Here is a 13,113-nt window from a genome sequence, read left to right as displayed (position 1 = left end):
AATGACCGAGAACACCGAGCAAACGGTGCGCACCGACATCGACATCGCCGAGATCCTGGCGCGCATCCCGCACCGCTATCCGTTCCTGCTGGTCGATCGCGCCGAGGACTACCAGGCCCACAAGTCGATCGTCGGCATCAAGTGCGTGACGGTCAACGAGCCTTTCTTCCAAGGCCACTTCCCGGGCAATCCGGTGATGCCGGGCGTGCTGATCATCGAAGCCCTGGCCCAGACGGGCGCGGTGCTGATGAGCAAGAGCCTGGAGGTCGACACCGAGGGCAAGACCATCTTCTTCATGTCGGTCGACAACGCCCGTTTCCGCACGCCCGTGCGTCCCGGCGACGTGATCCGCATGGAAGTCGAGGTGCTGCGCGCCCGCTCGTCGATCTTCAAGTTCAAGGGCGTGGCCAAGGTCGGCGACAAGGTCGCCGCCGAGGTCGAGTTCGCCGCCATGGTCGTCGAGACAGGGCCCAAGGCATGACGATCCATCCCACCGCCATCGTCGCTCCCGAGGCCAAGATCGCCTCGGACGTCCAGATCGGGCCCTACAGCATCGTCGGCCCCGACGTGACCCTGGAAGCCGGCGTGCGCCTGCTGTCGCACGTGGTGGTGGAAGGTGCGACGACCCTGGGCGAAGGCTGCACCGTGCATCCGTTCGCCAATCTGGGCGGACCGCCGCAGCACCTGGGCCACAAGGGCGAGAAGACCGAGCTCCTGATCGGTCCGCGCAACATCATCCGCGAACACGTCACCATGCACACGGGCACGGCCTCGGGCCGCGGCGTGACCACGATCGGTTCGGACGGCCTCTACATGGTCGGCTCGCACGTCGCCCACGACTGCATCGTCGGCGACTTCGTGGTGCTGGCCAAGGGCGCGACCCTGGGCGGCCACGTCTCGATCGGCGATTACGTGTTCATGGGCGGCCTGGCCGCCGCGCATCAGTTCTCGCGCATCGGCCGCTACAGCTTCATCGGCGGCCTGGCCGCCGTGACCAAGGACGTCATCCCGTACGGCTCGGTGTGGGGCAACCACGCCCACCTCGAGGGCCTGAACCTGGTCGGCCTGAAACGCCGGGGCTTCTCGCGCGAGACGATCAACGCCCTGCGCGCCGCCTATCGCCTGATGTTCGCCGACGAAGGCACCTTCCAGGAGCGCCTGGACGACGTGGCTGAGATCCATGCCGGTAATTCGGAAGTCATGGAGATCGTCGACTTCATCCGCGCCGACGCCAACCGCCCGCTCTGCCTGCCCGAGCGGGAAGTCTAGAGTCTGATGATGCGCAAGCTGGGTCTGATCGCCGGCGGCGGGTCGCTTCCCGTCGAACTGGCGGCCCATTGCGAGGCCGCCGGACGGGCGTTTTCCGTCATGCGCCTGCGCGGGTTCGCCGAACCGACCCTGGCCCGCTATCCCGGCGTCGAGGTCGGCATCGGCGAGTTTGGCAAGGCGTTCAAGGCGCTGAAGGCCGAGGGCTGCGAGGTCGTCTGCTTCGCCGGCAATGTCAGCCGTCCCGATTTCTCGAAGCTGCTGCCCGATGCTCGGGGCGTCAAGGTGCTGCCCAGCCTGATCGTCGCCGCGCGCAAGGGCGACGACGCCCTGCTGCGCCGGGTGCTGGACGAGTTCGAGAAGGAAGGCTTCGAGATCGAGGGCGCCCACGAGGTGATGGGCGAGATGACCCTGCCGCGCGGCCGCCTGGGCAAGCACACGCCCAAGCCCGAGCAGATGGCCGACATCGACAAGGCCCTGCACGTGGCCCGCGAGATCGGCCGCCTGGACGTGGGGCAGGGCGCCGTGGTTTGCGATGGCCTCGTTTTGGCCGTCGAGGCCCAGGAGGGCACCGACGCCATGTTGCGCCGCGTGGAGCAGCTGCCTCAGGCCGTCCGGGGCTCAGCCGAGCGTCCACGTGGCGTGCTGGCCAAGGCGCCCAAGCCGATCCAAGAGACCAAGGTCGATCTGCCGACCATCGGCGTCGCCACCATCCAACGCGCCGCCCGCGCGGGACTGGTCGGCGTGGTCGGCGAGACCGGCCGCCTGCTGGTGGTCGACCGCGAGGCGGTGATCGCCTGCGCCGACGACCTGGGCCTCTTCGTGCTGGGGGTCGATCCGCAGGGGCGGCCCTGATGGTTCTGAAAGTCATGCTGGTCGCCGCCGAGGCTTCGGGCGACGCCCTGGGCGCCGGCCTGGCTAAGGCGCTGCGGGCGCGGCTGGGCGACCAGGTGACCTTTGTCGGCGTTGGCGGGGCTAAGATGGCCGAGCAGGGGGTGACCAGCCCCTTCGACATCGCCCAGCTGTCGATCCTGGGCATCTGGGAGGGCCTGAAGGCCTATCCGACGGTCAAGGCCCGCCTGGACGACTCCGTGGCCCTGGCGGCCCGGGAAAAGCCCGATGTGGCGATCCTGATCGACAGTTGGGGCTTCAACATCCGCCTGGCCAAGGCTCTGCGGAAGCTCGATCCGAAACTGCCGCTGGTGAAATACGTCGCGCCGCAGGTCTGGGCCTATCGCGAAGGCCGCGCCCGAGGGCTGGCCAAGGCCGTCGACCTGCTGTTGTCGATCCAGCCGATGGACAAGCCGTATTTCGACGCCGCCGGGCTGGAAAACGTCTTCGTCGGCAACTCCGCTTTGGCCAAGCGCTTCGACCACGCCGACGGCGCGCGCCTGCGGGCCGCCGTGGGCGCATCGGCGACGGATCCGATCCTGCTGGTGCTGCCCGGCAGCCGCCCATCCGAGATCGAGCGTGTCATGCCGGCGTTCGAGGACGCGGTGCGCCGGCTGAAGGCCGACCGGCCCGAGTTGGTTGTGGTGATCCCCGCCGCCTACACCGTGGTCGAGGCCGTGAAGGCGCGCGTCGCCGGCTGGCCGTTCCGTGCTCACGTGATCGAGGATGAGGCCCTGAAGGATGACGCCTTCGTCGCCGGCGATGTCGCTTTGGCGTGCAGCGGCACGGTGACGACCGAACTGGCCCTGGCCGGCGCGCCGATGGTGGTCGGCTACAAGACCGGCGCGATCACCTACGCCATCCTCAAGCGTCTGATGAAACCCAAGTGGGTGACGCTGTTCAACATCGCCGCCGGTAAGGCCGTGGCCCCTGAGCTGCTGCAGGACGCCTGCGACGGCGAAGGGCTGGCGCGCGAGGTCGGCAAGCTGCTCGACGACCCGGCCCTGCGCGCCCGCCAGGCGGCCGAGCAGAGCGCCGCGCTGGACAAGATGGGGCGCGGCATGCCCGACCCGTCAGAGGCCGCCGCCGACGCCCTGCTGGGCTTCCTGAAGGTCCACGGTCAAGGTGGTTAACCAGAGCTTTACGCTCGACTCATAGATTCAGGATACCTGTCACCCGGAGCCGTTGTCGTGGCCATCGACCCGACCACGCCCCTGACCCCGATGCTTCCATCCCATCCGGCTGGAACCCCTCCGGATTCGGTGGCGGTGCTGCAGGCCATGGCGCGTCAGGCGCTGACGAACATGAGCGCCGAGCTGGGCCAGATCGTGGGGCGTCCAGTCGCCATGCCCCAGACCGTCAAGCCCGGCGCGCCGGTCGAGCAGGTGGGCCAAACCTCCACGCAGGACGCGGGCCATACCGCTGACGCCGCCGGCGCCGCCAAGGGCGCGCCGCTGGCGCAACAGCAAGCCCTGGCGACCAAGGCGACGCCCGAGACTCGCATGGCCCGCGCCGTGCGCACCGCCGCCGCCGAGGCCGTGCCGCGCCAGGTCGGGGTCGCGCCGCTGATGGCCAATGTCCGCGCCGTCATCGACCGTCCCGACATGCCGCCCGAGGTCCGCGAGGCGGGCAGGGCGCTGCTGGCCCACACGCCGCAGGCCGCCGAACTCGCCACGCCTCAGGGCCTGAAGCAGGCCGTGGAGCGTTCCGGCGTGTTCCTGGAAGCCCGCATGGCCCGCGCCGCCGCGACGCCGCTGCCGGCCGGTGAGGCCGCGCCCGCGCTCCCGCAAGCCAACGACATGAAGGCCGCGTTGCTGGTGTTCCGGGGCGCGCTTTCGGCGTGGTTGGCCCGCGCCATACCGCAGACGGTCGCCGAGCCTCTAGCAGAGCCCGCTGCCGAGACGTCCTCGACTCCGGCCGAACCTGGCGAGCCTGCGGTCCGCGCCACGCCGCAGAGCGCCAGCGCTCCACAGGTCCCGACCCAGACGACCCCGCTTTCCTCGACCCCAGCGCTGGCCCAGCCGAGCCTGGCCGAGGTCCCGAAGGACGCGCCGGCGGTCACGACGCAGGCGGCTTCCACGCCTTCGCCGCAGGCCGCGCAGACTGAAGAAACCGTCCCGGCGCCCAAGCCGGATGCGCCCGCGCCGCAGCCGCCCGAGGAAGAGCAGCTCGCCGCGCGCTTTGGCTCCTTCGTCGCGCCGCCCAAGGCCTCGCCGCATCCCGTGACGACGGCCCGGCAGGCGCTGTCGCCGCTGATCCAGGCCGGCCTGCTGGCCGAGGAAGCCGTCGCCGAAGAACCGCCGCTCAATCCGCAGGCCGAAGCCAAGACCATCGTCACTCGCGGCTATGGCGCCCCGGCCGCTGACATCGCTCGCTCCAAGGTCCCGCCGCCGCCCTATGCCGGCGGTCCGATGGCCGGCCAGAAGCCGACGCCGCCGGCGCTGTCGCTGGGCCAGCCGACCATCGACGTCGTGCGCGGCCTGCTGAAAGGCGCGAGCGGCGCCTTGGCCCGCCAGGACCTGATGCAGATCGCCTCTCTGCCTGAGGGGCAGCACCACGAGCTCGAGACCCAGGAAGCCCGCCAGCCTGGCGCGCGCCTGAACCTGGACCTGCCGTTCGTCACGCCCCAGGGCGTGGCCGTCGCCCAGTTCGAGATCAGCCACGACGGCGGCGGTTCCGGCGGTGGGGCGGTTGGCCCAGCCGAACGGACCTACAAGGCCCGGTTCTCGATCGACATCGAGCCGCTGGGTCCCGTCCACGCCATGGTGACCCTGACCGGCGCTCGCACGCGCGTCTCCCTGTGGGCCGAGCGCGCCGAGACCATCGCCCGCTTCCGCGCTGGCGAAGAGAGCCTAGCCGCCGCCCTGCGTGAAGCCGAGCTGACCCCCGAGGTCGCGGTCCATTCCGGCGCGCCGCCCAGCCCCGGCGGCGTCAGCCCGCTGGGCCATTTCGTGGACCAGGCCTCATGAGCGGGATCAGCGGACCCTCCGCGCGCGGCCGCATCGCCGTGGCCTTGCTCTACGAAGAGCCCAACGCCCCCAAGGTCGTGGCCTCGGGCCAGGGCTGGGTGGGCGAGAAGATCATCGAGACAGCCCGCGAGCACGGCGTGCCGATCGAGGAAGACCCGGTGCTGGCCCAGGCCCTGTCGACCATCGAGATCGACGAGGAGATCCCCGAGGCCCTCTACCGCGCCGTCGCCGAGGTCATGAGCTTCCTGCTCAAGCGCTGAAACGAAAAAGGCCCCGCCGAAGCGGGGCCTGATCCGTTGTCCTGAAGACGAAGCTTAGCGCTTCTCGACCGGCACGTAGTCGCGTTGCGTGGCGCCCGTGTAGAGCTGACGCGGACGACCGATCTTGCGGGTGGGGTCTTCGAACATTTCCTTCCACTGGCTGATCCAGCCGACGGTGCGGGCCAGGGCGAACAGCACGGTGAACATGTTGGTCGGGAAGCCCATCGCGCGCAGGGTGATGCCCGAATAGAAGTCGATGTTCGGGTACAGCTTGCGGTCGATGAAGTACGGATCGCTCAGGGCGACCTTTTCCAGTTCTTGAGCCACTTGCAGCAGCGGGTCGTTGTTGTGGCCCAGTTCCGCCAGCACTTCGTGGGCGGTCTTCTGCATGACCTTCGCGCGCGGGTCGAAGTTCTTGTACACGCGGTGGCCGAAGCCCATCAGCTTGTACTTGCGGTCCTTCACGCCCTGGACGTAGTCCGGGATGTTCTCGACCGAGCCGATGGTTTCCAGCATCTCCAGGGCTTCCTGGTTGGCGCCGCCGTGCGACGGGCCCCACAGGCAGGCGATGCCGGCGGCGATGCAGGCGAACGGGTGCGCGCCCGACGAACCGGCCAGACGGACGGTCGAGGTCGAGGCGTTCTGCTCGTGGTCGGCGTGCAGGATGAAGATCCGGTCCATGGCGCGGGTCAGCACCGGGTTCGGCTTCCAGTCCTCGGCCGGCACGGCGAAGCACATGCGCAGGAAGTTTTCCGAGTACGACAGGTCGTTGCGCGGCGACACGAACGGTTGGCCGACCGTGTACTTGTAGGCGCGGGCGGCGATCGTCGGCATCTTGGCGATCAGGCGATGGGCGCTGATCTCGCGCTCACGGGCGTCGTCGACATTGATGCTGTCGGCGTAGAAGGCCGACAGGGCGCCGACCGCGCCGGTCATCACGGCCATCGGGTGCGCGTCGCGGCGGAAGCCTTGGAAGAAGGCGTCGAACTGCGCGTGCAGCATCGTGTGGTAGGTGATGTTCTTTTCGAACTTGGCGAACTCGTCGGCCGACGGCAGTTCGCCGTTCAGCAGCAGGTGGCAGACCTCGAGGAACGAGGACTTCTCGGCCAACTGGTCGATGGGATAGCCGCGGTGCAGCAGAATCCCGGCGTCGCCGTCGATATAGGTGATCTTGCTTTCGCACGACGCCGTGGACGTGAAGCCCGGATCGAACGTGAAGTGGTCGCTTTCAGCGTAGACCTTTCGGATGTCCAGAACGTCCGGACCCGTGCTGCCCTTGAGGATCGGCAGTTCGTAGCTCTTGTCGCCGATCGTCAGCGTGGCTTTATCGGTCATCATTAGACCCCTTCATAAATTGGAACGAGCAGTCCAACTTTCGTTTTCGCAGGTGCGTTATAGCGCCTCATGCGCGCTACGCCAGGGCGTCGTCAAGGCGCCCCAAACTCTCTTCGCGGGCGAGCGCGGCCATGGTCTTGTTCAGGTCCGGAGCCGGCGAACCGCCGGTCAGGATCCCGCGCAGGGCAGGGCCGAACTTGCCGAAGCCGACGCCCTCGGATTCCGCGAACGTTTTCAACGCGGTTTCCAGCGAGGCGGCGTCGAAGCTGGCGACCGAGGCCAGTTGGTCCCGCAGGCGCTTCAGGCGCTCGACGGTTTCCTCGGTCAGCTGCTTTTGGGTTTTCTCTTCCAGCGCCAGCGGCCGCGTCTTCAGCGCGAAGGCGCAGTGGTCGACCAACTCCAGGATGGTCTTGGCGCCTTCTTTCACTTCCGGAACGGTGCGGGCGATGCGCTCGCGGGCGTCGGCCGGCAGGGCCTCGCCACGCTTCTGAGCCGCGTCGAGGGCCAGGTCGGTCAGGCGCGCGTCGTCGGCCTTGCGCAGGTGCTGGGCGTTGATGTGGTTCAGCTTGGCCCAGTCCAGGCGCGCGGGCGCCTTGACCACGTCGGCCACGTCGAACCAGCTGATCGCCTGCTCGTCGTTGAAGACCTCGTCGTCACCATGGCCCCAGCCCAGGCGCGCCAGGTAGTTGCGCATGCCCTCGGGGATGTAGCCCAGGTCGGCGAACTCGCCGACGGCTTGGGCGCCGTGGCGCTTGGACAGCTTGGCGCCGTCCGGGCCGTGGATCAGCGGGATGTGGGCGAAGGCCGGCACGTCCCAGCCCAGGGCCTTGTAGATCAGGCTCTGGCGGGCGGCGTTGTTCAGGTGGTCGTCGCCCCGGATCACGTGGGTGACGCCCATGTCGTGGTCGTCGACGACCACGGCCAGATTGTAGGTCGGCGCGCCGTCGGCGCGGAGCAGGACCAGGTCGTCGAGCTCGATGTTACGGAAGGTCACCGGACCCTTGACCATGTCGTCCACGACGGTCTCGCCGTCCAGCGGACCCTTGAAGCGGATCACGTGCGGGACCGACAGGTCGCCTTCCGGGGCGTCGCGCCAGGGCGAGCGGATGGCGCGGCCTTCGGCGCGGGCCTTCTCGCGGGCGACTTCCAGTTCTTCGACGGTCATCCAGCAGCGATAGGCGCGGCCGGCGGCCAGCATTTCCTGCACGGCCTCGACGTGGCGCGGCGCGCGGGTGTGCTGGAACACGACCTCGGCGTCCGATTCCAGGCCCAGCCAGTTCAGGCCCTCGAAGATGGCCGCGACGGCCGCTTCGGTCGAACGCTCGCGATCGGTGTCCTCGACGCGAATAAGGAACTTTCCTCCCGTGTGGCGTGCATATAACCAGTTGAACAGCGCCGTACGGGCGCCGCCGATATGCAGGAAACCGGTGGGCGAGGGCGCAAAGCGCGTGACGACGCCGGTAGGGATGGGGTTCGACATGAGCTTCAAGACTGTGGGGCTGCACGCCGAGATGGCGTCTAGGAACGCGGACCGCAAGGCGACTGCTGAGCGCCTTGGGGCGGGGCGTCTTAGCATGCCGCTTCGTTCCGGGACCAGCCATATTCCGCATCGCGGCGAACTTGGCTTAACCGTCAAAAATACAGTGGTTTCCGGGTGTTAGGCGCGGAACTTGCCGATACCGCGCCGGTGACAGCGGCAACGCGGGTCTCTTGGCGAGACGCCGTGGCGCTGACGGCCGCCGAACTGCGCGTCAACACGGCGCGCGCCTTCTTGTGGACGCCGGTGGCGTTCGGCCTCGGCGCGGCGGGCTATCTGGAAGCGGGGCGTGAGCCGTCAATCTGGCTGCTGGGTGGCGTGACGCTGGTCCTGGCAGCCGTCTGGTGGACGCTTCGCCAGCGGAACGCGGCGGCGCTGCTGGTGGCGCTAGCCAGTCTGGCGGCCTGCGGGGCGGCTGGAGGCCTCGCCGCCAAGGTCCGCAGCGACCGCGTGGCCGCGCCGGTCATGGCCGGGGAGCGGGTTGTGCGGCGGGTAGAGGGCTTCGTCGTCGATGTCGTTAGTCCCGGCGCGGGCGGGCCACGCCTGTTGATTGCGCCGGCCTGGGTGTCGGGTCTGCCGCCTGACCGCACGCCGCGCCGGATCCGGGTGACGATCGGCGAGAACGAAACCCCGGCGCCGGGCCAGCCGATCCGCTTGCGGGCCATGTTGGGACCGCCGCCGCCGCCGGCCGCGCCGGGATCCTACGACTTCGCCCGCGACGCCTGGTTCGACTCGATCGGCGGCGTGGGCTTCATCATCGGCGACTGGGACGCCGCGCGGCTCGATCCGCCGCCCTGGCGGCTGCGGTTGTCCATGGCGGTCAACGCCTTCCGCTGGAGCCTGGCCCAACGGATCCTGGCGCGGATGGGACCGACCAGCGGCGGCCTCGGCGCGGCCATGGTCACCGGTCACGAGGCCTGGATCACCCAGGACCAGACGGACGCCATGCGCGCCTCGGGCCTGGCGCACATCATCTCGATCTCTGGGCTGCACATGGCCATCGTCGGGGGCTTCATGTTCGGCGTGGTGCGGCTGGGCGTCGCCGCCTGGCCGTGGCTGGCTCTGCGAGCGCCGGGCAAGAAGATCGCGGCCATCGCGGGGCTCGTCGCCGTGCTGGGCTATCTGGTGATCTCCGGCGCGCCGCCGCCGGCCGAGCGGGCGGCGATCACGGCCAGCGTGGCGTTCCTGGCCATCCTGTTCGACCGCCGAGCCATCACCCTGCACGGGCTGGCGGTGGCGGCGCTGGTGATCCTGGCGATGAAGCCCGAAACGGCCGGCGAGCCGGGCTTCCAGATGTCGTTCGCCGCCACCGCCGCCCTGGTGGCCTTGGCCGAGGCCTGGCCCCGTCCGGTGAAGGAGATCTCGACCCCGTGGTGGATCCGCTGGCCACAGGCGGGAATCGTCTGGGTGGCCGCCTCGGTCGCGGCCAGCCTGGTGGCGGGCCTGGCCACCGCGCCGTTCGCCATGCAGCATTTCAACCGCGTCGCCGTCTGGGGTTTGCCGGCCAACTTGGCGGTCGCGCCGCTGTCGTCGTTCGTGATCATGCCGTTCCTGGCCATCGGCACCTTGCTCGAGCCGTTCGGCCTGGGCGCGCCATTCCTGGCCGTGGCCGGGTGGGGCATCGACGCCATGGTCGGGATCGCCAACGGCTTCGCCGACGCCCACGGGGCGCAGAGGATCGTGGCCAGCGCGCCGCCGCAGGTGCTGGTGGTCGCCTTCCTGGGCCTGATGATCCTATGCCTGTGGAAGGGCCGCCTGCGCTGGATCGGCGCGCCCTTGGCCCTGGCGGTCGCCCTGTGGCCTCGGCCTACGCCGCCGGACGCCTGGATCGCTGCTGACGGCGCGACGGCCGCCGTGCGCTCGGGAGACGCGGCGGTGCTGCTGCGCACCGACGCCAAGCGGTTCGGGGCCGAGCTGTGGGCGCGGCGGCGCGGCCTCGAACCGGCGACCTGGAGCCTCTATGCCTGCGACAAGCGGGTCTGCGCGCCGGCCCTGGGCGCGCCGGTGCGGCTGTCCCTGGCCTGGAGCCGCAGGACACCCGACGCCGAGACGTTATCGGGCATGTGCGTGGCCAGCGAGGTGGTGGTGATCCGAGGTCCCGCACCCACGCGGATACCGCCTTTGTGCGCCGACGCGGTGCTGCTGACAGCCGAGGATTTCGCGCGGGGCGGGGCCGCCGAGCTCTATCGTCGCCCCGACGGCTGGCGCATCGTCTGGGCTCAGCCGTTGCGCGGCGATCGGCCTTGGTCTCGCCTGCTGACACCTGATGTCACGAGGGACGGCTAAGCCTCGCGCCGACCTTCTGGAGGATCCGTGATGTCCAACCCGTTCGCCGCCCGCCGCGCTGCTTTCCGCGCCCTGCATGCCGAGGGCTGCTTCGCCTTGCCCAACCCCTGGGACGCCGGCAGCGCCAAGCGGTTGCAGAAGCTGGGCTTCAAGGCCCTGGCCTCGACCAGCGCCGGCGCGGCCTGGGCTCTGGGCAAGGACGACGGCCAGATCACGCGCGACGAGGTGATCGAGCACCTGCGCCAGCTGTGCGCCGCCACCGACCTGCCGGTGAACGCCGACTTCGAGGCGGGCTTCTCCGACACAGCCGAAGGCGTGGGCGAGAGCGTCACCCTGGCCATCGAGGCCGGCGTCGCGGGCCTGTCGATCGAAGACTGGTCGGGCTCGGCGCTCTACGACCTGCCGGTGGCCCTCGAACGCCTGAAGGCCGCCCGCGCCGCCATCGACGCCTCGGGCCAGGACGTGATCCTGGTCGGCCGCACCGAGGGTTATCTGCGCGGCAATCGTGACCTGGCCCCGACGATCGAGCGGCTGAAGGCCTATGCCGAGGCCGGCGCGGACTGCCTGTACGCTCCGGCGGTGACCGATCCCGACGAAATTCGCGCCATCGTCCAGGCCGTGGCCCCCAAACCGGTCAATGTCCTGTTCTGGGGCTCGGACATGTCGGTCGAGAGCCTGGGCGCGCTGGGCGTACGCCGGGTCAGCACGGGCGCTTCGCTCGCCGCCGCGGCTTGGGCTGGCTTTGACAAGGCGGCAAAGCGCCTGGCGGAGGAGGGGCGTCTCTAGGCCCCAGATACGAAAAGGCCCCGATCCTCGCTGAGGTCGGGGCCAAATCTCTAATCGCTAGGGCGGGGCCTAGTGATACCGGCGGATCAGGCCCACCAGCTTGCCCTGCACCTCGACCTGGTCGGGGCCGAAGATGCGGGTCTCGTACTTGGGGTTGGCGGCTTCCAGGGCGATCGAGCCGCCCTTCTTGCGCAGGCGCTTCAGCGTGGCTTCCTCGCCGACCAGGGCGACGACGATCTCGCCCGAGGTGGCGGTGTCGCCCTTCTTGATGATGACGTAGTCGCCGTCGAGGATGCCGGCCTCGATCATCGAGTCGCCCTGCACCTCAAGGACATAGTGCTCGCCATTGCCCAGCATGGCCTCGGGCACCGGCAGGCGCTCGCGCTCGTGCTGGATGGCGTCGATCGGCGTGCCGGCGGCGATCTTGCCCAGGATCGGCAGTTCGCGGCTGTCATTGGCGGGCGCCGAGGATGCAGCCGGCGCGGGCGAGGGCGAACCGCCGCCTTCAAACACCTGCGGGCGGAACGCGCCACGGCCCTTGGGCGGGGCGGCCGTCGTGGCCTGCTGCGGCAGCTTCACCACCTCCAGCGCCCGGGCCCGGTGGGCCAGGCGACGGATGAAGCCGCGCTCTTCCAGGGCCGTGATCAGCCGGTGGATGCCCGACTTGGACGCCAGATCGAGGGCCTCCTTCATCTCGTCGAAGGACGGGGAGACGCCGGTCTCCTTGATCCGTTCGTGGATGAACATCAGCAGTTCGTGCTGCTTGCGGGTGAGCATGACGACCTCGATTGGAGCGCGGAACAAACCGCAAACCTTTCGAATGTTCTCTAGGCGTTCCGCGTTAAAGTCAAGTCGAGCGTCGTTCGCCGGAGAAAGGCGAGGAAAATCAAGGGCTAGCTTGGCCGATAGGGTAAATGTCGACCAGAATCAAAAGCTTAACGAAAGCTTTCAGGCGCGCTTGCGGGCTACGATGATGTCCTGGTCCTGCATCGGCTGGCGACGCCATTCGCCGAGGGCGACGTTGAGCACGTCCAGGCCCAAGGCCTCGTATTGCGCCAGGATGGAGGCCAGGTCGTAGGCGATCGTGTCCTCGGGCATGTCCGGGTTGGCCGTCCAGCAGCCGTCCAGGGCGTGGACGAAGTCGAAGGCGATCTGGCCATCGCCGGTGTTGGCGCGGGCCTCGTCGTCGATCAGGTACCAGGAGATGACGCTGGTCCCGCCGGGCTTCAGGACCCGGGCGATCTCGCGGGCGAACTGGGCCTGGTCGGCGGCCAGCAGGTGGGTGAACACCGAGCCCAACCAGACGAAGTCGAAACTGGCGTCCGGATAGGGGAAGACGAAACGGCTGGCCGGCTGCGAGCCTTCCGGATTGTACCGGTCGCTGTGCATGTCGGCGTGGGTGAATTGGAAGCGCGGGTCGCCGACGGCGATATTGGCCCGGCACCAGTCGATGGCCTGGGCCATGACGTCGAAGCCGGCATAACGACCGGTCTCGTCCAGATAGTCGACCAGCGGCGCCGCCGCGCGGCCGATGCCGCAGCCGACGTCGAGGATGGCGTGGTGCGGCTGCAGGCCCGCGTCGATGAACAGCTGCTTGAACTGTTGGCCGACACGCACGTAGTCGGCGTCAGCGGCGCCGACCAGATGCCAGAGCTCTTGCGGGGCGGCCACGGCGTCGGCAGCGGGCAGGGCGGGCGAAAAGACGCGACGCAGCTTGGACAGAAAGGCCCGCATCCGATTCCCTCAAACTCGAACTGGCGCGGACCCTAACGACGGTTGCGGG

At 69.1% G+C, this 13,113-nt stretch carries 12 protein-coding genes; 8 read left to right on the top strand and 4 right to left on the bottom strand.

Annotated features, from left to right (window positions below; genetic code table 11):
• The first annotated feature begins 1 nt into the window (after position 1).
• From fabZ to AC1RRR_RS04440, 6 genes are read left to right on the top strand one after another with little or no spacing between them, the layout of a single operon-like run.
• On the top strand, positions 2 to 481 hold the full coding sequence (gene fabZ / locus AC1RRR_RS04465) for a 3-hydroxyacyl-ACP dehydratase FabZ (protein WP_291878197.1): 480 nt from the start codon (positions 2 to 4) through the stop codon (positions 479 to 481).
• Positions 478 to 1,269 carry an acyl-ACP--UDP-N-acetylglucosamine O-acyltransferase gene (gene lpxA / locus AC1RRR_RS04460; protein WP_492810879.1) on the top strand — a complete coding sequence of 264 codons (792 nt, stop codon included), beginning with the start codon at positions 478 to 480 and terminating at the stop codon, positions 1,267 to 1,269. The genes fabZ and lpxA overlap by 4 nt, the downstream gene beginning before the upstream one ends.
• Positions 1,270 to 1,278: 9 nt before the next feature.
• Positions 1,279 to 2,121 carry a UDP-2,3-diacylglucosamine diphosphatase gene (lpxI, locus tag AC1RRR_RS04455; RefSeq protein ID WP_492811765.1) on the top strand — a complete coding sequence of 281 codons (843 nt, stop codon included), beginning with the start codon at positions 1,279 to 1,281 and terminating at the stop codon, positions 2,119 to 2,121.
• On the top strand, positions 2,121 to 3,290 hold the full coding sequence (gene lpxB / locus AC1RRR_RS04450) for a lipid-A-disaccharide synthase (RefSeq protein WP_492810877.1): 1,170 nt from the start codon (positions 2,121 to 2,123) through the stop codon (positions 3,288 to 3,290). The genes lpxI and lpxB overlap by 1 nt, the downstream gene beginning before the upstream one ends.
• 57 nt (positions 3,291 to 3,347) lie before the next feature.
• Positions 3,348 to 5,126, top strand: a complete 1,779-nt coding sequence (fliK, locus tag AC1RRR_RS04445) for a flagellar hook-length control protein FliK (RefSeq protein ID WP_492810875.1) — start codon at positions 3,348 to 3,350, stop codon at positions 5,124 to 5,126.
• Positions 5,123 to 5,386: an EscU/YscU/HrcU family type III secretion system export apparatus switch protein gene (locus tag AC1RRR_RS04440; protein WP_492810873.1), complete on the top strand. Its 264-nt coding sequence runs from the start codon at positions 5,123 to 5,125 to the stop codon at positions 5,384 to 5,386. Before fliK ends, AC1RRR_RS04440 begins: the two co-directional genes overlap by 4 nt.
• 54 nt (positions 5,387 to 5,440) lie before the next feature.
• Here AC1RRR_RS04440 and gltA read toward each other — a convergent pair whose 3' ends face one another.
• Together gltA and gltX are read right to left on the bottom strand one after the other, a co-directional pair.
• A complete protein-coding gene (gene gltA / locus AC1RRR_RS04435) occupies positions 5,441 to 6,721 on the bottom strand; it encodes a citrate synthase (protein ID WP_492811763.1) in 1,281 nt (426 codons plus the stop codon).
• A gap of 76 nt (positions 6,722 to 6,797) precedes the next feature.
• Complete coding sequence (gltX, locus tag AC1RRR_RS04430) at positions 6,798 to 8,201, bottom strand: glutamate--tRNA ligase (protein ID WP_492810871.1); 1,404 nt, start codon at positions 8,199 to 8,201, stop codon at positions 6,798 to 6,800.
• Between the two features lie 207 nt (positions 8,202 to 8,408).
• Between gltX and AC1RRR_RS04425 the strand changes: the two genes are divergently transcribed.
• Positions 8,409 to 10,544, top strand: coding sequence for a ComEC/Rec2 family competence protein (locus tag AC1RRR_RS04425; protein ID WP_492810869.1), 2,136 nt, complete (start codon positions 8,409 to 8,411; stop codon positions 10,542 to 10,544).
• 30 nt (positions 10,545 to 10,574) lie between these two features.
• Complete coding sequence (locus tag AC1RRR_RS04420) at positions 10,575 to 11,330, top strand: isocitrate lyase/PEP mutase family protein (protein WP_492810867.1); 756 nt, start codon at positions 10,575 to 10,577, stop codon at positions 11,328 to 11,330.
• A 69-nt stretch (positions 11,331 to 11,399) separates the two neighbouring features.
• Here AC1RRR_RS04420 and lexA read toward each other — a convergent pair whose 3' ends face one another.
• Both lexA and AC1RRR_RS04410 read right to left on the bottom strand, forming a co-directional pair.
• Positions 11,400 to 12,107: a transcriptional repressor LexA gene (gene lexA, locus AC1RRR_RS04415; RefSeq protein WP_492810865.1), complete on the bottom strand. Its 708-nt coding sequence runs from the start codon at positions 12,105 to 12,107 to the stop codon at positions 11,400 to 11,402.
• Between the two features lie 171 nt (positions 12,108 to 12,278).
• Positions 12,279 to 13,064 carry a class I SAM-dependent methyltransferase gene (locus AC1RRR_RS04410; protein ID WP_492810863.1) on the bottom strand — a complete coding sequence of 262 codons (786 nt, stop codon included), beginning with the start codon at positions 13,062 to 13,064 and terminating at the stop codon, positions 12,279 to 12,281.
• Between the last annotated feature and the right edge of the window lie 49 nt (positions 13,065 to 13,113).

The organism is Caulobacter sp. GW821-FHT12D05 (genome assembly GCF_058807295.1).
Note: the sequence above shows the minus strand (reverse complement) of the source record. Positions and strands in the feature narration are given on the sequence as shown.

Bases quoted from the DNA above. Each gene is read 5' to 3' on its own strand.
- fabZ (WP_291878197.1), top strand. From the start codon at position 2: ATGACCGAGAACACCGAGCAAACGGTGCGCACCGACATCGACATCGCC.
- gltA (WP_492811763.1), bottom strand. From the start codon at position 6,721: ATGACCGATAAAGCCACGCTGACGATCGGCGACAAGAGCTACGAACTG.
- AC1RRR_RS04410 (WP_492810863.1), bottom strand. From the start codon at position 13,064: ATGCGGGCCTTTCTGTCCAAGCTGCGTCGCGTCTTTTCGCCCGCCCTG.
- lpxI (WP_492811765.1), top strand. From the start codon at position 1,279: ATGCGCAAGCTGGGTCTGATCGCCGGCGGCGGGTCGCTTCCCGTCGAA.
- lpxA (WP_492810879.1), top strand. From the start codon at position 478: ATGACGATCCATCCCACCGCCATCGTCGCTCCCGAGGCCAAGATCGCC.
- AC1RRR_RS04440 (WP_492810873.1), top strand. From the start codon at position 5,123: ATGAGCGGGATCAGCGGACCCTCCGCGCGCGGCCGCATCGCCGTGGCC.
- AC1RRR_RS04420 (WP_492810867.1), top strand. From the start codon at position 10,575: ATGTCCAACCCGTTCGCCGCCCGCCGCGCTGCTTTCCGCGCCCTGCAT.
- gltX (WP_492810871.1), bottom strand. From the start codon at position 8,201: ATGTCGAACCCCATCCCTACCGGCGTCGTCACGCGCTTTGCGCCCTCG.
- lpxB (WP_492810877.1), top strand. From the start codon at position 2,121: ATGGTTCTGAAAGTCATGCTGGTCGCCGCCGAGGCTTCGGGCGACGCC.
- lexA (WP_492810865.1), bottom strand. From the start codon at position 12,107: ATGCTCACCCGCAAGCAGCACGAACTGCTGATGTTCATCCACGAACGG.